Origin of the sequence: Flagellimonas pelagia, from assembly GCF_003584135.1 — a bacterium.
GTDB classification, from domain to species: domain Bacteria; phylum Bacteroidota; class Bacteroidia; order Flavobacteriales; family Flavobacteriaceae; genus Flagellimonas; species Flagellimonas pelagia.
This window is the reverse complement of record NZ_QXFI01000026.1, coordinates 236,877-254,501: the sequence shown is the minus strand read 5'-3', so window position 1 is coordinate 254,501 and position 17,625 is coordinate 236,877. Positions and strand designations below refer to the sequence as shown.

At 44.5% G+C, this 17,625-nt stretch carries 15 protein-coding genes; 3 read left to right on the top strand and 12 right to left on the bottom strand.

All coding sequences use genetic code 11. The features are described from left to right. The 6 genes from D2V05_RS11185 to bioA all read right to left on the bottom strand — a co-directional run bounded on the left by D2V05_RS11185 (position 1) and on the right by bioA (position 6,662). Entirely contained in the window at positions 1–876 is an 876-nt protein-coding gene (locus tag D2V05_RS11185) for a cupin-like domain-containing protein (RefSeq protein WP_119647754.1), read from the bottom strand. A 59-nt stretch (positions 877–935) separates the two neighbouring features. Next, positions 936–2,033, bottom strand: a complete 1,098-nt coding sequence (bioB, locus tag D2V05_RS11180; protein ID WP_119647752.1) for a biotin synthase BioB — start codon at positions 2,031–2,033, stop codon at positions 936–938. 77 nt (positions 2,034–2,110) lie between these two features. Further along, positions 2,111–3,550, bottom strand: coding sequence for a flotillin family protein (locus D2V05_RS11175; protein ID WP_119647750.1), 1,440 nt, complete (start codon positions 3,548–3,550; stop codon positions 2,111–2,113). A gap of 5 nt (positions 3,551–3,555) precedes the next feature. Beyond that, complete coding sequence (locus D2V05_RS11170; protein WP_119647748.1) at positions 3,556–4,131, bottom strand: hypothetical protein; 576 nt, start codon at positions 4,129–4,131, stop codon at positions 3,556–3,558. Positions 4,132–4,202: 71 nt separating this feature from the next. Next, positions 4,203–5,366, bottom strand: a complete 1,164-nt coding sequence (locus tag D2V05_RS11165) for a beta-ketoacyl synthase N-terminal-like domain-containing protein (RefSeq protein WP_119647746.1) — start codon at positions 5,364–5,366, stop codon at positions 4,203–4,205. Between the two features lie 9 nt (positions 5,367–5,375). Next, positions 5,376–6,662 carry an adenosylmethionine--8-amino-7-oxononanoate transaminase gene (bioA, locus tag D2V05_RS11160; protein ID WP_235855440.1) on the bottom strand — a complete coding sequence of 429 codons (1,287 nt, stop codon included), beginning with the start codon at positions 6,660–6,662 and terminating at the stop codon, positions 5,376–5,378. A gap of 62 nt (positions 6,663–6,724) precedes the next feature. Between bioA and D2V05_RS11155 the strand changes: the two genes are divergently transcribed. Beyond that, positions 6,725–8,200, top strand: coding sequence for an ArnT family glycosyltransferase (locus D2V05_RS11155; protein WP_235855439.1), 1,476 nt, complete (start codon positions 6,725–6,727; stop codon positions 8,198–8,200). Here D2V05_RS11155 and bioD read toward each other — a convergent pair. From bioD to D2V05_RS11140, 3 genes are read right to left on the bottom strand one after another with little or no spacing between them, the layout of a single operon-like run. Then, complete coding sequence (gene bioD / locus D2V05_RS11150) at positions 8,192–8,806, bottom strand: dethiobiotin synthase (RefSeq protein ID WP_119647739.1); 615 nt, start codon at positions 8,804–8,806, stop codon at positions 8,192–8,194. The genes D2V05_RS11155 and bioD overlap by 9 nt on opposite strands. Then, positions 8,803–9,189 (bottom strand): putative signal transducing protein, encoded by a 387-nt coding sequence (locus D2V05_RS11145; protein ID WP_119647737.1) that lies wholly within the window; start codon positions 9,187–9,189, stop codon positions 8,803–8,805. Before D2V05_RS11145 ends, bioD begins: the two co-directional genes overlap by 4 nt. Beyond that, positions 9,186–10,340: an aminotransferase class I/II-fold pyridoxal phosphate-dependent enzyme gene (locus D2V05_RS11140; RefSeq protein WP_119647735.1), complete on the bottom strand. Its 1,155-nt coding sequence runs from the start codon at positions 10,338–10,340 to the stop codon at positions 9,186–9,188. Before D2V05_RS11140 ends, D2V05_RS11145 begins: the two co-directional genes overlap by 4 nt. Positions 10,341–10,403: 63 nt before the next feature. Between D2V05_RS11140 and D2V05_RS11135 the strand changes: the two genes are divergently transcribed. Further along, complete coding sequence (locus tag D2V05_RS11135) at positions 10,404–12,200, top strand: M61 family metallopeptidase (RefSeq protein WP_119647733.1); 1,797 nt, start codon at positions 10,404–10,406, stop codon at positions 12,198–12,200. After that, positions 12,201–12,731 (top strand): GNAT family N-acetyltransferase, encoded by a 531-nt coding sequence (locus D2V05_RS11130; RefSeq protein WP_119647731.1) that lies wholly within the window; start codon positions 12,201–12,203, stop codon positions 12,729–12,731. Positions 12,732–12,781: 50 nt separating this feature from the next. On the opposite strand, the gene D2V05_RS11125 is transcribed toward D2V05_RS11130, so the two are convergent. The 3 genes from D2V05_RS11125 to D2V05_RS11115 form a co-directional block, all read right to left on the bottom strand. Then, positions 12,782–13,060 carry a F0F1 ATP synthase subunit delta/epsilon gene (locus D2V05_RS11125; RefSeq protein ID WP_119640494.1) on the bottom strand — a complete coding sequence of 93 codons (279 nt, stop codon included), beginning with the start codon at positions 13,058–13,060 and terminating at the stop codon, positions 12,782–12,784. Positions 13,061–13,145: 85 nt separating this feature from the next. Beyond that, positions 13,146–14,654 (bottom strand): F0F1 ATP synthase subunit beta, encoded by a 1,509-nt coding sequence (gene atpD / locus D2V05_RS11120; protein ID WP_119640495.1) that lies wholly within the window; start codon positions 14,652–14,654, stop codon positions 13,146–13,148. A 162-nt stretch (positions 14,655–14,816) separates the two neighbouring features. Next, complete coding sequence (locus D2V05_RS11115; RefSeq protein WP_119647726.1) at positions 14,817–17,576, bottom strand: TonB-dependent receptor; 2,760 nt, start codon at positions 17,574–17,576, stop codon at positions 14,817–14,819. Positions 17,577–17,625: the final 49 nt, after the last annotated feature.

The window sequence follows — 17,625 nt, the reverse complement described above, 5'->3', positions numbered from 1 at the left end:
CTAGTTCCACTTTTGGGTCATCAACCTTTGGGTACGTAAAAGGGCCTGTTCGTTTTTCCAATCGATCCATTGCTGGCCTTTCATCTTGCGCATCAAGCTATCAAAATGACGCATCACGAAAATATTGTACACCGCTCTGCTTAAATTTTTAGGCTTTTTGGCGATTGACCGTAAACTCATGGAAAATCCAGGGGTCACATACTTCATGTAGTGCCAGTACCCTTCCGGTATGTACAGCACATTTCCATGTTCCAAATCCGCAATATGGCCTTTAGCATGTTGCAGTGCCGGCCATTTGTCCAGATCGGGATTGTCAAAATCGATATCTTCCCTGGTAATCAAGGAATGTGGCACCTTGTAGAGATATTTGGTTTCTTCCTGTGAAAAAAGGATGCATTGTTTCTTTCCTTCAAAATGAAAATGGAAAATATTGGCCAAATCAATATCGTAATGCATGAAGGTATAGGAATCTTCCCCGCCGAAGAACAGCATGGGCAAACCTTTCATCAATTTCAATCCAAAATCGGGGTAGGTGAAATCCTTTTGAAGTTCAGGAACCTCTTTGAGAACATTCCAGAGAAAGATACGGTATCTCGTTGGCCCACTTTTCAACAAATCCACGTAATCCGACATCTTCATTTTGGCATGGGGCTCATTAAACCCTTCGTCGTGTTTTACGGGACGATCATCATACAGGGGCACTTCCTTATCGCCAGCCACCTGTTTCATATACTCCAAGTTCCATTTGGAATAGGCTGGCCAATCCTCAATAAACCTTTCGATCACAACAGGTTTTTGGGGCTTGAAATAGTTTTGGATAAATTCCCTTTTCGAAAGGGTCTTTTCCCTAGGTATCTGTTCAAGGTTCAGCTTCAAGATTTCAAGGAATTAGGAAAAGCTAAATTACTAAAACGTTTTGAAATGGTTAACTAGCCTTAACTTTTGGAAACAACCCCCTTTTCCTTGGCCAATTCGTTCCTTTCGATGGTATGGCCTGGTCTGGACCATTTCGGTTTTTCTCCCAAGGATGTAAATTGGGAATCGGCAGCTTCCACAGTTTGAGGCTGTGAAATCTTGATGAACGGTTTTTGTGGAATCAACCCTAATTGTTTGAACATTTCCATATCCTCATTAACATCGGGATTGGGCGTGGTCAACAATTTATCCCCGGCAAAAATGGAGTTGGCACCTGCAAAAAAGCATAGGGCCTGTCCTTCCCTGGTCATTTCCGTTCTTCCAGCAGATAGGCGTACTTGGGTTTCCGGCATTACGATTCGAGTAGTGGCCACCATGCGGATCATTTCCCAGATCTCAACGGGCTTTTGGTCTTCCATCGGAGTGCCTTCTATGGCCACTAGTGCATTGATGGGAACCGATTCAGGTTGTGGGTTCAAGGTGGAAAGGGCCACCAGCATACCGGCACGATCCTCCTCACTTTCGCCCATACCGATAATACCGCCACTACAGACCGTGACATTGGTCTTACGCACATTTTCGATGGTCTGCAAACGGTCTTCGTACCCACGGGTAGAGATTACTTCCGTATAATATTCCTCAGATGTGTCGAGGTTGTGATTGTATGCATACAAGCCGGCTTCAGCCAAGCGTTTGGCCTGGTTTTCGGTAACCATACCCAAGGTACAGCAGACTTCCATATCCAACTTGTTGATGGCGCGGACCATCTCCAACACTTGATCAAATTCGGGACCGTCCTTTACATTTCGCCATGCGGCACCCATACAAACCCGTGAACTGCCTGAAGCCTTGGCACGCAAAGCTTGGGCCTTTACCTGTTGCACGGACATCAAATCGTTTCCTTCCACATTGGTGTGGTAACGGGCCGCTTGCGGGCAATACCCACAATCCTCCGGGCATCCACCTGTTTTAATGGAAAGCAGGGTGGAAACCTGCACGGTGTTAGGGTCATGGTGCTGCCTGTGGATGGTAGCCGCTTCGTACAGCAACTCCATCAAAGGCTTGTTATATATGTCAAGGATTTCTTCCTTGGTCCAATCGTGTCTTGTCTGATTCATAAACCAAAAATAGTCTATAGAACAGAAAAACCGAAGGTTGACCTTCGGTTTTCTTTCTTTTGAATTGTTAATTCCGACTATTCTTCTTTGGCATCATCGGATTCCTTGGAAGGTTTTGTCGGTTTTTTATCACTTTCAATGGCTTTCACATCTTTCCCTTTCAAATACTCAGGAAGATCCATTCCGGCCATGTTGAACATTTCTTGTAAAGGCGGAACCGACTTGTACATCCCCGAAATAAAATTGGCAGTGGAATTCTTGCCATCTTCGGATTTGGTGCCAGAATCCCAAACGGTGACCTTATCAATCTTGATATTTTTAATGGCCTCAGCCTGTTTTTCCACCAGTTCAGGTAATTTATCCGCAATGAGCAACAACACCGCATCCTTTGGATTGTTGCCTGCAGCCTTCACGATCTTGTCCAAACCTTCGGCCTGCTTGGTCAATACCTCAAAAATACCTTTGGCTTCCGCTTGCGCCTTGAACAGGATCGCATCCGCCTCACCTTTGGCTTTTCTTCGAATGCGTTCGGCCTCGGCCTCCGCTTCGATCTCTACTTTTTGCTTATCGATTTGCGCTGGGATCACAATATCGGCCATTTGGGAACTACGCTCCCTTTCTGCCCTGGCAATCTCCGCATCACGTTCAGCAGAATAGGATTCTTCCAACGCTTTTGCAGCCTGTACTTTTTCAGAGGCAATAGCGGTTCTTTCGGCCTCAGCTTCCCGTTGACGACGCAACGAATCCGAATTGGCGACATTAATTTTGGCCAAGTTTTCCCCTTCCACCGCTTTGGCATTGGCCGCCGCTACTTGGGAACGTTCGTCTTGCAGAGCATTGGCCTCACCAATGGCTCCATCCCTATTCTTCTCCGCCACCGATTTTCTAGCGGCGTTGATAGCGTGGGCGGCAGCTTCTTTACCCAAGGCTTCGATATAACCTGATTCATCAACAATATCGGTAATGTTCACGTTGATGAGTTTTAGACCCACTTTCTTCAATTCCGACTCCACACTTTGTGAAATGTTGGTCAGGAACTTATCCCTATCGGCATTGATTTCCTCAATATCCATGGAGGCTACAACCAAACGCAACTGACCAAAAATGATTTCTTTGGCCAATTCCTGTACTTCCTTCAAACCAAGTCCCAAAAGTCGTTCTGCGGCATTCTGCATCACGCCAGGTTCCGTAGAAATACCAATGGTGAAACGTGACGGTACGTTCACCCGGATGTTCTGCCTACTCAAGGCATTGGTTAAATCAACTTCGATGGAAATTGGAGTCAAATCCAAGAATTCGTAATCCTGAATGACCGGCCAAACAAAGGCCGCCCCTCCATGGATACACTTTGCTGAATTTCCGGTTCCCACTTTACCATAAACCACAAGTATACGGTCCGATGGACATCTTTTATACCTTCGGATAAAGGAGATAATGATGATAAAGAAAAACAGTATGGCGAAACCAATGGCCAGTAATGTGGCCCCTCCGCCCATTTGTAATGGTAGTGTTAGCATGCTGATTATTTATTTAAAAGATTAACGATCAAAATTCCGGTGTCAGTCACGTCTTGGACCTTCACTACATTGCCCTGTACTAGGTCCTGACCTTCATCGGTAAGGGCCTGAAGTTCCCTTAAAGTACCCTGGACATTTACAGAAACCTTTCCAATCCGGCTACGGTTGGCCCCGATGGTAAGGTATACTTCGCCTATTTGGTCCACTGCGTTTTTTAGGTTGAGGGTGCCACTGCTCTGTAACTTGGCCAGATAATAGAACAAAGAGGCCATGGCCAACATCATCAATAATCCACAAATCACCGAAATGAAAATGGTGAGTCCGGTAGACAAATCACTTTCAATACACGCAATTCCAGACCAACCGAAAATGGTAAAAAACCCCATTAGGTTCTTGAAGGACAAAAACTGAAAATCGATGCCGGTATCCGCTTCAATGTCGGCATCCACATCGCCCATATCATCTACATCGCCGCCAATTAGCGTCATGACAACGAGCACCAATAAAATGGCAGAACCTGCAATGGCAACGATCCAATAGACTTTCTCAAAAAGTGTAAGTGCTGCAAACCAATTTTCCATGGCAACAAAATTTAAAGTTGGTACTATTTGTTAAGATAAGACTTTGAACGGATAATCGTTAGTGACCAAAGTTATCTTTTGGAAAGTAATATCGACACGGCGTTACCCCCAAAGCCTACGGCGTTAACCATAACTTTTTCAATGGTTTTTGGAAGTGCTTCGTAAGTGACGAACGGAATGGGTATGGGCCTCTGGTGGTTAAGCATCAAAACAGCCATTTCCAAGCTGAGCAAGCCAGAAGCTCCGAAGGTGTGACCTACTTTCCACTTATTGGTAGTCAAAAATGGCATTTTGTTACAGAACACCTTTTGAATGGCGTTGAATTCTGATTCATCGCCTTTTATGGTACCTGGGGCGTGCATCACCACGGCATCCACTTGGGAGGAATCGAGAGTACTCAAGGCCATTTGCATGGAGTCTTGAAAACATTGGGCGTCGGTACTAATGGATACGCTGTGCTCCAAAGGTTCTGTGGCATACCCAATACCTTCTATCACGGCCAAGGCATTGGATTTATTGCCTTTTTCCAAACAGGCAAGTCCCGCAGCCTCACCCAACACCATGGTGTTCCGGTTTTTATCCAAATCCATAGCTAAACAGGGATAATCGCTTTTTTCTCTGGAATACACTTTTAATGCCTGCATTTGTGCAATCGTGAACGGGGTCAGGGGTGCCTCACTGCCTCCCACCAAAAACTTATCTGTCATGCCACTTTGGATCCATGCCGCGGCATTCAATACGGCATGCAATGCCGTGGAACAGGTAATGGAATGTGAAATTTCGGGGCCTTTTGACTTTAAATCATGGGCCACCCAAGAGGAAATATTCCCCAAAGTTGTGGTTGGGGAGGAAAGTGTTGATGATTTTCCCTCATCCAAAAACGCTTTATGATATTTTTCAAAAAGGGAAGTGGCTCCTCGGGACGACCCTATGTTGATACCAAATTGGGTTCCTTTTTCCCAGCGTGCACCCGCCAAAGCCTTTCGCGCGGCGTAGATGGCAAACAACACCGAATCGTCCAAAAGTTTGTACTTGGTATCGGACTGGCGCAAATCCTCTATTTTTAGTTTGATGGATTCTGACAATTGCGAAACCCAAACCTTTTGTTCCCCGATATTGGCCTCCGAAAGAAAATGTTCATCCTTGCTACTGTACACTTGCCAAACCTCTTCTTGGGTTTCTCCCAAAGCAGAAATCGATGACAAAGCGGTTATGGAAATGGGTTCTTTGAGCATAACCTTGTTTTATACCAATCCAACAACAGACCTTATCGCACCGTAAATCCGTTCCATTTGGAATTTAGTGGTCACATAAGGAGCCAAAATATAAATCGTGTTGCCCAAAGGCCTTAAAAAGACCCCTTGATCCATGAAGTGTTTAAAAAGTTTGTCCCTCAAATTGCCGTAACGCTCCATTTGCACATTAAGATCTAGGGCATAGATTACACCCAATTGCCTTGTATTGGCCACTTGAGGATGGTTTCTTATTTCCTCATCAAACGCGTTATGCCATTCCGAAATATCCTTGATATTCTGTTGAATGGCATCGGTCTGGAGCAGTTCCAAGGCTGCCAGAGCTGCGGCACAGGCCAGTGGATTCGCGGTGTAGGTATGTCCGTGGAACAAGCCTTTGGCCTTCTCATCACTGTAAAAAGCCATATACACCTCTTCTGTGCATGTGGTCAACCCCATGGGAATCAGTCCTGCCGTAAGTGCCTTGGACAAACACATGATGTCGGGTTGGGTCTCCAAATATTCCGATGCAAAATTCTTGCCTGTCTTGCCAAAGCCCGTCATCACCTCATCGGCAATCAACAGCACTCCGTTCGATTTGAGCAATGCGAGTATCCTTTCCAGACCTTCGGCATCGTGCATTTTCATGGCTGCGGCTCCTTGAACCAAAGGTTCGTAGATAAATCCGGCCAAGTTGTTGTTCTTCAATCGCTTTTTCAACTGGGCCAAAATGAAATCGATATTTTCCGGTGTTGGCACTGGGATCCGTTCCACTTCAATGAAAAAATCCTCGAACGGGCCATTGTAAACAGAAAGCCCCGAAACCGACATGGCACCAAAGGTGTCGCCATGAAATCCTTCTTCAAAAGCCAGCAATACATTGCGTTTTTGACCCTTGTTGAAATGGTACTGCAACGCCATTTTGATGCCCACTTCGGTAGCCGTGGAACCGTTGTCTGAAAAAAACAGCTTTTGTTGATTCTTGGGTAGAATCTTGACGAGTTCCTCTGAAAGCCGCACGGCTGGCTCATGGGTAAAACCACTGAAAACCACTTGGTCCAAGCTTTGCATCTGTTCCATTACACTTTCCAGAATAAATGGGTTGCAATGCCCGTACATGCAGGTATACCATGATGAAATGCCATCTACATATTCCTTTCCATCCTCATCATACAGCAAAGCGCCCTGGGCCTTTGTTATACCTAACATTTCCGGATGGGTCTTATGCTGGGTCAGAGGGTGCCAAAGGTGTTTTTTATCCCTTTCCGACAATTTTTCCAGTGCTACGGAATCTCTCAAAACATTCAATTTATCTATATTGCAAAGATGATCATTAATGACCAATAAAACCGACCCAGACCGTGCATAATCCATTTGTAATTCGAGACTATGAAGACCTGAATTGGAATCGGGTCCTTTTTATTTTGGTGTTGGTGGCCCTAATAATCCGGTTTCCATTCTTTTTTAGGGATTATGTGGATCGTGACGAAAGTACTTTCATCATCATGGGGCAGTCTTGGGCCGATGGGCATTTGCCCTACACCCAACTTTGGGATCTGAAACCACCGATCACCTTTTTGTTTTTTGCTTCGGTCATCAAAATATTTGGGCAGAGCTTTATTGCGATACGATTGTTCGGTTCGTTGATGGTCGCCATCACTGCGTTGTTCACGTATGGCATTGCTGCCAAGATCACTTCCAAAAAAATTGCTTTTTGGGTGGCCCTGTTCTGTGTCTTTTTTCAAAGTCTTTTTGGTAGTCTGCAAGGGGTGATGTCCGAACATATTTGTACCCTCTTCTTTGTGGCAGGAGTGTATCTGTTGTTCTGCAGAAAGGTTTGGTTTCTCTATTTGGCATCCGGACTACTTTTTGGGTTGTCCATCATGTCCAAATTGAACATGGCCTATCCCGTGTTTGTGGTGGGATTGTTTTTGTTGTGGGAAGGATTCAAACAACGAAAAATAGCTTCGACCATTGTAAATTTGGCCCTAATGGTCTTGGGCACTTTTTTGATTGTGTTGCTCACGGCGTTACCCTATTACCTTGAAGGAAATACGCAAATTTGGTGGCAATCCATTTTTAAGGCCCCTATGGCCTATTCCGAAGGAAAATTCCATTCGCCACTGAAAACCTTGCCTTTTTTGGTCGTGATCTTGGGTTTGCTCGCTGTCGGATTTAAAACCAAAGTAATCGATTACAAATCTCGGGGACTACAATTATTGACTGCGGTTACCCTTGGTATTTTATTGTCTTTCATGCAAGCTGGAAAAGTAAACGGACATTATTTGATCCAATTGTACCCTTTTATTTTGATTCCCATGGGCATGGCTGTTGCCAAGCTTCCCCCACTTCAGAAAAAATTTAAACCCATCATCATTATATTGCTTCTTTTGATTCCGATGGAATCCTACTTGGAATATGCCAACATCATTTCCAACAAAATAAAAAAAGGGTCATTTTTTAATGGTGAAGGGGTAGATGTTCCCCGTTATATTATGGACCATCATCTGGAAACCGAGAACATCTTCTTTACCGAATACCATATTGGCTACTGGGTTTTAGGTGTATCTCCACCCACAAAGGCTGCCACACATCCTAGCAACATTACCCGTGAAGAACTGTTCCCCTACATGCAAAATCCAAGACAAACAGGAATGGAAGAACTGAAATATATTATGGAAATAATCCAACCTAAAACCTTGGTGGCACGAAAAGGCAAGGAAATCTTCGATAAAAAATTATTGGAGTACAATGCCTATATCGATACCTATTTGGCGGAACACTATACTTTAGTGGCGACGGTGGATCGTGGCCTTATTTATCAAAGGCTAAAATGATAACAGTGCTTCGTGAAATGCTGCAGCGTACTTTTTAACCACTTCTTTGTTAAACTTTTTCTCCTCATTGATCCGGCCTAAAAAGACAGCACCAGTTTTTTTCAGGATGATTTCCTCGGTCGTAGGATGTTCATTTCCGCTGAAAATGATTCCGATTGCAACCCCTTTTTGCTGTAATTTTTCAATGGTCAATAAGGTGTGGTTGATGCTCCCTAGATAATGTCGTGACACCACGATTACTTTGTAATCAGGTTGGATCAGATCATAAATGGTATCGGCGTCGTTCAGGGGAACCAACAATCCGCCGGCACCTTCGATTACCAAATCGTTCTTTGTGGTTGGTGGCACAATTTTATCCAACTGAATGGAAATACCATCAATATCCGCAGCGGCGTGCGGGCTCATGGGCGTGTTCAAAGCGTAGCTATTGGGATGTATCACCGTACGATCATTGGATATCAAGGCTTCAATTTTATGGCTATCGGAACAATCTAAGTCGCCCGCTTGTATGGGCTTCCAATAATCCGCAGCCAAGGCTTCCACTACAATAGCGGAGGCCACGGTTTTGCCTACTTCGGTTGATATGCCTGTGACAAATAGTTTCATTTGGAAGGTCTTGTTATAAAATTACACTGCTTGCACCTGTATTTTTTAGATTCAAGAAATGGAAAAAGCTTGAAGAACATATTCTTTCTGGCGTAATAGATTTCGGATTTGGTTGCCTTACAATTGGGGCAAACCACAGGATTCCCTTCGGCATCGGTGGCATAACTGCGGAACTCCTCGAAAATTTCCGTGGCATGCTCCTTGTCGCTGCTATACACTTGTAAGCGAATCCCCCCTATGGCGTTGCTACTGAAAGAATAGGTATTTATGATATTTTCATCCTTCAAAAAAACAGGGATTCCCTCCGATTCCAATTTCCCCTTGATGACCAAGGCATCCGCAGGAAACTCAAAAGTGGCCAATGTGTAAAACTTGGTCTTCATCCTTCCATAAGGTTTTTCAACAGGGACAAAATTCGTGAAATTTCTTCTTTTGTATTGAAGGCATGCAAGCAAAACCGCAAACGTTCGCCTCCTTCCTTAACCGTTGGGGAAAGGATGGGTTTAACATCAAACCCTTGTAATTGTAACTCCTGGGCCATGTACTTTACTTTGGTGTTTCCAGGTACAATGACACAATGAATGGCCGAATTACTTTGGATAAACCTTTCAGAAAGCTGTAATCGTACTGATTCAGATTTAAAAAAGCTGATGTTCTCCTGTAAAGATTGAATTACGGGTTCACCCTGCTCTTTTAAATACTGATACGCGGACAAAATGCTGGCTACTGCATGGGGGGAAAGGGCCGTGGTATAAATAAAACTTCTTGAAAAGTTAATCAAGTACTCCTTCAAGGATTGGTTTCCAAGAATGGCGGCCCCATGGCACCCGATAGCCTTGCCGAAGGTAATGAGCCTTGCAAAGACCTCTTTTTGGAGGCCCAATTGGGAAATCAAATCTCTTCCTTGTCCAAAAATGCCTGTGGCATGCGCCTCATCAACAACTAGAAAACAATTCTGTTCCTTGCACAAAATGGCCAGTGATTGTAAATCCGGGGAATCCCCGTCCATGGAAAAAATGGATTCTGTGACCACATAGATTTCCTTTTCACTTCTCGACTGCGCTCGAAATGCCTTTATTTTTTGCTCTAAATCCTGAAGGTCATTGTGGGCGAACTTATAACTTTTAGCATGGCTCATTTGAATACCGTCCCGAATGCTGGCATGGGCCAATTCGTCATATAGGACGATATCACCACGTTGGGGAACGGAGGAAAAAAAACCAATATTGGCATCATATCCCGAATTGAAGACCAACGCAGCATCCGAGCTATGATGCCTTACCAAAAAATCCTCAAGCTCATCATACAGTTTATGGTTACCTGATAACAATCTAGACCCTGTAGCACCGTTCTTTGGGAAAACATTCTTCACCAAGAGCGATGTCTTATTGGAAATTTCTTCGTTTCTGGCGAATCCCAAATAGTCATTGGATGAAAAATCAATCAAATCGCGCTGTGCTGGCAAAAAACGCAATGCATTCCCAACCTCTCTTTCGGCCAATTTGGATTTTAACTTTTTGGGTAGTTTCTCCATAAAGCAAATGTAGCACTTACAGTTTTTAAACTGTATCTTAGTCCTTCTTAAACCTTACTGAAAATGAAATTCACTTTCTCTCTTGTCTCCCTATTCTTTTGTTTTTTACTGAGCGCACAGACCAACTCGTATACCATTTCCTTTGAAAATGCGGTACACCACGAAGCCGTAATTGATGCCACTTTCCCAGACCTGAAATCGGAAACAGTGGCCTTTCGTATGAGCAGGAGCTCCCCTGGCCGATATGCTTTGCACGAATTCGCCAAAAATGTATACGGTTTCAAGGCTACGGACAGTAAAGGCAATGCATTGAAAGTGATCCGTCCAAACCCTTACGAGTGGTTGGTTTCCGGTCATGACGGTACCATCAAGATCGAATACATTTTGTTCGCCAACAGGGGCGGGGGTACTTACTCACAGGTTGACGAAACCCATGCCCACTTGAACATTCCGGCTACATTCATGTTCGCTCCGGCATTGAGCAATCGTAAAATTGAGATTACCTTTGATGTTCGGGAAGACCTGGATTGGAAAGTAGCTACGCAATTGCCTTTGGTTTCCGGCACAACATATTCGGCTCCTAACCTGTACTATTTTATGGATAGTCCGACCGAGATCAGCAATTACATGCTCCGGTCTTTTCAAGTGGATGGAAAAACCATCAATCTGGCATTACACCATAATGGAACGGAGGAAGAAGTGGACACCTATTTTGAAAAAGTGAAGAAAGTGGTCCTTGCCGAGAAGGAGGTGTATGGGAAACTTCCCAATTACGATTATGGTTCCTATACCTTTTTGGCCTGTTACATTCCCAACGCCTCGGGAGATGGTATGGAACACCGCAATTCTACCATAGTCACCAGTACCCGAAGCTTGGCCAATGGTGGCATGGATGGCAATATCGGTACCATTTCCCATGAATATTTTCATTCATGGAATGTGGAACGCATCCGACCCAAATCGTTGGAGCCCTTTGATTTTGAAGCGGCCAACATGAGTGGCGAACTTTGGTTCGCCGAGGGTTTTACCAGTTACTATACCGGATTGATCTTGTGTAGGGCCGGACTGATCACGCCCAAGGAATATGTGGAAGGCTTGGCAGGCACCTTCAATTATGTGTGGAATTCCCCTGCCCGACAATTTTTCAATGTGATTGAAATGAGCTATCAGGCTCCATTTGTGGATGCTGCCACCTCGGTAGATCCCGTAAACAGGGAAAACACTTTTATTTCTTACTATTCCTATGGAAGTGTTTTGGGCTTGGCTTTAGATCTTTCCCTTCGGGAAAAAGGCCTCAATCTGGATGATTTCATGAAGTCTGTTTGGGTAAAATACGGAAAGACCGAAATTCCCTATACCCTCGAAAATTTGCAAGCGGCATTGGTCGAATTTGCAGGCAAATCCTTCGGTGATGGCTTTTTTAACAATTATGTGTACCAAAGCAATATGCCCAATTACGCCCCATGGTTGAACGCTGCCGGGGTTCTTTTGGAGCAGCCCAAGAACGAGCCTTACTTTGGTGCCTACACGGTGGTCAATGCTGAAACCACTGAAGCATCCATCCTCAGGAACACCAAAATGGGAAGCCCTGCCTATAAAGCTGGCTTGGACAATGGCGATATAATCTTGAACATTAACGACATTCCTTTTGAGGCCGATCAAAAATTTGACGATTATCTCAAGCAATTTGAAATGGGGACTCCCCTTAAGGTGAATTTCACCCGGTTTGGTATTCCAAAAACAACCACTTTGGTTTTGGAACCCAACCCTGATTATTCCTTCAGTTTGATGGAGGACAAGGAGCAAAAACCATCCAAAAAAATGTTGCAGCACCGCAAGGAGTGGTTAAAAGTGGAATAGATGATTACATACAAACAGGCTTCTACTCTGGAAGAGTTGGAACAGATTCTGGCCCTTCAACAGCTAAATTTGATCAAGAACATTTCAGCGGAAGAACGCAAAAATGAAGGTTTTTTGACTGTGGAGCATGATATGGATATCTTAAAGGCCATGAACGATGTGTGTGGACACATCATTGCCGTAGAAGATGATAAAGTGGTGGGCTTTGCCCTTTGTATGCATCCCAAGTTTGCCGATGAAATTGAAGTGCTCAGACCCATGTTCGAGGAAATCAACAAGGTGGTCGAAAACCAAAATGGATACATGGCCATGGGACAGATCTGTGTGGCAAAAAGCCATCGAGGAAGGGGAGTATTCCGCAATTTGTACCTTACCATGAAAGAAAAGCTCCCAGCAGGTTTTGATACCATTATCACGGAAGTGGATGGTAAAAACACAAGGTCTTTGGCGGCACATGCTGCCATTGGATTCAAAACAATCAAAATCTATCCTTCTGGGGAAAAGGAATGGCATCTGATCGTTTTACAATAAAAAAGCCGCTCCAAGGAGCGGCTTTTTTGTGTGGATGAATTCATTTTGTTTTAGTCGGCCAACACAATGATCTTGTTGTCCTTCATTTCAACGGTACCGCTGTTGATCGCTAAAATGGTCTCCCCATTGCTTCCCTTTGAAAATTTGTCCTGAAAGGCTTCATCAATGGTGATATTGCCTTTTACCTTCACATTGCCTTCCTGCAAAAGGGATACAATCGCTGCGTGGTTTTCCAACATCTGGAACTCCCCATCAACACCAGGAACGGTAACCGAGGTTACTTCCCCTGCGAACAATGTGGCTTCCGGTGATACGATTTCTAAGTACATATGCTCTTGTCATTCCCGTATAAATGGGGAATCTTTTAAAATTTGACTTTGCTATATATGGATTCCTGCTTTCGCAGGAATGACATTATGCTTCTGCTAACATTTTCTCTCCAGCCTCTATGGCTTCCTCAATGGTTCCCTTAAGGTTGAAGGCGGATTCTGGCAAGTGATCCAATTCACCGTCCATGATCATGTTAAATCCTTTGATGGTATCCTTGATGTCTACCAATACCCCAGGGATACCGGTAAACTGCTCGGCCACGTGGAAAGGTTGTGACAAGAAACGCTGTACCCGTCTTGCCCTACCTACGGCCAATTTATCCTCTTCAGAAAGTTCTTCCATACCCAAGATGGCGATGATGTCCTGAAGTTCTTTATAACGTTGCAACAATTCTTTCACGCGCTGTGCACAATCGTAATGTTCCTTGCCCAAAATGTCCGGGGTCAAAATCCTGGAAGTGGAATCCAATGGATCCACGGCTGGATAGATACCCAACTCGGCAATTTTACGGGAAAGTACGGTGGTGGCATCCAGGTGGGCGAACGTGGTCGCTGGCGCTGGATCCGTCAAGTCATCCGCAGGTACATAAACCGCCTGAACAGAGGTAATGGAACCTCTTTTGGTCGATGTGATCCTTTCCTGCATGGCACCCATCTCTGTAGCCAAGGTTGGTTGGTAACCCACCGCAGATGGCATACGTCCCAAAAGGGCGGATACCTCTGAACCTGCTTGTGTGAAACGGAAAATGTTGTCCACGAAGAAAAGTACGTCCTTTCCTTGTCCTTCACCGGAACCGTCACGGAAATACTCTGCAATGGTCAATCCTGACAACGCCACACGGGCACGGGCACCGGGAGGTTCGTTCATCTGACCGAACACGAAGGTAGCCTTGGATTCCTTCATGGCTTTTTTATCTACTTTGGAAAGGTCCCATCCCCCTTCTTCCATGGAGTGCAAGAAGTCCTCACCATATTTTATAATGCCTGATTCCAACATCTCACGAAGCAAGTCGTTCCCTTCACGGGTACGTTCCCCAACACCGGCAAATACGGATAGACCACCGTGACCTTTTGCAATGTTGTTGATCAACTCCTGGATCAATACGGTCTTACCTACACCGGCACCACCGAACAATCCAATCTTACCCCCTTTTGCATAAGGCTCGATAAGGTCGATTACCTTGATACCGGTAAAAAGTACTTCGGTAGAAGTGGAAAGATCTTCAAATTTTGGGGCTTCCCTGTGAATGGGAAGTCCATTGCTTCCAGTTTTGGGTAAGTTTTCCATACCATCGATGGCATCACCGATCACGTTGAAAAGTCTTCCGTAAACATCCTCTCCGATTGGCATTTGGATCGGGTTTCCGGTAGCAACCACTTCAACACCTCTGCTCAATCCGTCGGTGGAGTCCATGGAAATGGTCCTTACGGTATTTTCACCAATATGCGACTGTACTTCCAATACCAATTTGGAGCCATCGGCTTTTGCAATTTCAAGGGAATCATAAATCCTTGGGATCTCTACCCCTGATTCAAACTCAACATCAATGACCGGGCCTATAATTTGGGCAACCTTACCTGTAACTTTAGACATTAGTGTGTTTATTTTTAATTGAATACGAGGAAAAAAACCGTTTTTTTTCCGGCTGCAAAGATATGCTTTTACATTTTTATTCAGAAACTGATTTTCGCTTTTTTTAAAAGAAAAAAGGCACTGAAAAAATCAGTGCCTTTCTTTGTTCTTTTTTACTGCCAATTAAGGGTTTATGGTCCATGATAGATAATAAATGGAACCTATAAAGCCGGTACCGATAGCGGTATAGTATTCATCTCCCAAAATATTGGAGCCACCCACCTTGAAGACGGACTTCATGGATGGTACGGCATAGTTGATCTGTGCATCCAAAACCGTAAAGGCAGGAATGTCACCATCAGCAAAGGAGGCTTCCCAGTAATAGCTGTCGCTCCATCTGTAGTTTACATTAAAACCAAAATTCTTGAATAGATTGGTGTTACCAAAATGGGCCTTTACCTTATGCTTAGGTGTGTTAAAGTTGGTCCTTAAATCTGGGTAAAGACCTCTATCGATATCCAATTCAGCATACGTATAGTTTACACCAAGGTCAAATCCGCCCAACTTGGTATCCACGCCAATGGTTCCGCCATATGAGTTGATATCCACATCGGAATTGGTGTACGTTTGGTAGACTTTGTAATCTCCATTTTGAAGAGCCAATAAAGAAAGTCCTCCATCTCCTGCTTCACCATATAGGGGAACGGCAACGGCTGTGTTTGCCAAGAAGCTGGAATAGCTGTTGTAATATCCGCTCAGGTCTATGGTGAACTTACCAAGTTGAGAACGGTAACCCACCTCATAAGCCGTAATTTCTTCAGGTTTTACCAATGGGGTTTTCACTGCCGCAGGGGCTCCTGCAAGAACAGAACCTATGGAATATGCATTTTCATAGGCTTCCCGGCCTACCACTTGAACCGATGATTGCCCTGTCAATGTTTGACCGCTTTGGCTCAAATTATATGTCCTGATATCCCTGTCCAAGTTGGAAGGGGCCGACCCCACCAAAACGGCTGAACCAGCATCCAATCCGATGAACAAATCCTGTGTAGTGGGGTTCCTAAACCCTTGTTGAACGGAAACCCTAATGTTGTGGTTTCTTTGTTCACCTGCTGTATATGCTAAGGAAACCCTAGGGGAAACAAAGCCGTCAAAGAACTCATTTTTATCATAACGGGCAGAACCGGTAAACTTCAATCGGTCATCCATAAACTTCTTTTGAAGCTGCACGTAGGCACCATATTCGTTATAGGAAATAGGACCATCAATATCCGTGAAAATGGTACCATTGGAATTCAATACATATTCTCTGAAAGAACCTCCAACCTGAAGATCGGCCCAGTTATCGATCAAGTGGGCAAAATTGTAATTTCCATTGACATGTCTGAATTTGGTCTTATCGATAAACTTGGCACCTGTAGTCAGATTTCCATCATTTATGACCTTATTAAATGCACTTTCAAAAGCTGGAGTTCCTGGTAATAATCTACCAGTGTCCGCTGCTTGTCTCGCTGCCACATGGGCCTGGGTAGAGGCCTGTTCAGGTGTAAGTCCTGCTTGTTGTATTCCTCCAAGGTAGGCAGGAATATACGTGGACGCATAATCGGTAAACCATTGCACGTCAGATTTCCAAGCCCTGTTCACATTGATGGCGGCAAATCGGGTATCATATGCGTCCCCTGAGTTTTCAGAAACGATATATCCCCTCAAAAAGAAATTCTTGTTCTTAAGTTCCAACTTATGCTGTTGCATGGTGAAACCACTCACCGCATATCGGTTGGCCCCTTGGTAAATGGTGGTACCCCTACCAATCCTACTATTTAGGATAATCTCAAAGTCATCGGCGAAAGGACGAATGTGAACTGCAAAATCCGCTTTTACACTTTCCGCTCCATAATCAGCCAAGGCAGCTTCATCATATCCCGTTCTTGATACCACGGCAGAACCGACGGTTCCAGTAGGCAATCCAGCAGCAGCATCAAAATTCAAGGTAGTCGACACCTCATCACCATATACGTTCAATCCATTATAGGCTGGGTTGGAACGGTCCGATCCAGGATTGTTCAGATCCACAATGCTATTGGCATGCCAATCTTCACCTGTCAATACAGAAAGGTTGGCTTTAACGGCTACCCTATCACTAAAGGCGTGTGCCGCCCTTACACCAAAATCCTTGTAAAAATTATTGCCGGCGGCATCCTGTACGGTTACCCCTCCCTTGAAATAAGCACTGATTCCTTGAAAGTCGAAAGGGTTTTTACTGTTCATGAAAAGGATACCATTGAAGGCGCCTGCGCCATAAAGTGCTGAAGAAGCTCCAGGCAGGATCTCAACACTCTGCACATCCAATTCGGACATCCCCACCAAGTTACCCAAAACAAAGTTCAGACCAGGTGCGGTATTATCCATCCCATCTACCAATTGCAGGAACCTGTTGTTGGCAAAAGTGGCAAAACCCCTTGTGTTGATGGATTGGAATGTTAAACTGTTTGTGTTGATATCCACTCCTTTCAAGTTTTGGAGTCCCCCATAGAAAGATTCAGCCGTGGTGTTCTTGATTTCTTTGAGACCGAATCGTTCCACAGAAACAGGGGATTCGAAAATACGCTCAGGGGTTCTGGAAGCTGAAATGACAATTTCATCCAATAAGGTGCTGGCCTCTTTCAAGGTGATGGCCAAAGTTTGGTTATTGGATGTTACGTTGGCCACAAAATCAGAGAAACCGATACTGGTAAAGCGCAATTGAAAGGGGGGCCGCTCCGAAGTGTTAAAGGTAAAGTTACCATCAAAGTCCGTAGTGGTACCTTCTGCTTTGCCTACCAAGACCACATTGGCCCCTGGAACGGGCTCGTTATTTTCATCAACTACTTTTCCCTGTATAGTGGTCTGGGCATAGGAGATCACACCTAGCAGCATCAGGGAAATGAACATGAGTCTTTTCATCATCTATAGATTAGAGTTAATTTAGTTATATGTACATGTTAAGTAATGG

Coding starts and splice junctions, on each gene's coding strand:
- bioB (WP_119647752.1), bottom strand. CDS start 2,033: ATGAATCAGACAAGACACGATTGGACCAAGGAAGAAATCCTTGACATA.
- D2V05_RS11175 (WP_119647750.1), bottom strand. CDS start 3,550: ATGCTAACACTACCATTACAAATGGGCGGAGGGGCCACATTACTGGCC.
- D2V05_RS11170 (WP_119647748.1), bottom strand. CDS start 4,131: ATGGAAAATTGGTTTGCAGCACTTACACTTTTTGAGAAAGTCTATTGG.
- D2V05_RS11165 (WP_119647746.1), bottom strand. CDS start 5,366: ATGCTCAAAGAACCCATTTCCATAACCGCTTTGTCATCGATTTCTGCT.
- bioD (WP_119647739.1), bottom strand. CDS start 8,806: ATGAAACTATTTGTCACAGGCATATCAACCGAAGTAGGCAAAACCGTG.
- D2V05_RS11145 (WP_119647737.1), bottom strand. CDS start 9,189: ATGAAGACCAAGTTTTACACATTGGCCACTTTTGAGTTTCCTGCGGAT.
- D2V05_RS11140 (WP_119647735.1), bottom strand. CDS start 10,340: ATGGAGAAACTACCCAAAAAGTTAAAATCCAAATTGGCCGAAAGAGAG.
- D2V05_RS11135 (WP_119647733.1), top strand. CDS start 10,404: ATGAAATTCACTTTCTCTCTTGTCTCCCTATTCTTTTGTTTTTTACTG.
- D2V05_RS11130 (WP_119647731.1), top strand. CDS start 12,201: ATGATTACATACAAACAGGCTTCTACTCTGGAAGAGTTGGAACAGATT.
- D2V05_RS11125 (WP_119640494.1), bottom strand. CDS start 13,060: ATGTACTTAGAAATCGTATCACCGGAAGCCACATTGTTCGCAGGGGAA.
- atpD (WP_119640495.1), bottom strand. CDS start 14,654: ATGTCTAAAGTTACAGGTAAGGTTGCCCAAATTATAGGCCCGGTCATT.
- D2V05_RS11115 (WP_119647726.1), bottom strand. CDS start 17,576: ATGAAAAGACTCATGTTCATTTCCCTGATGCTGCTAGGTGTGATCTCC.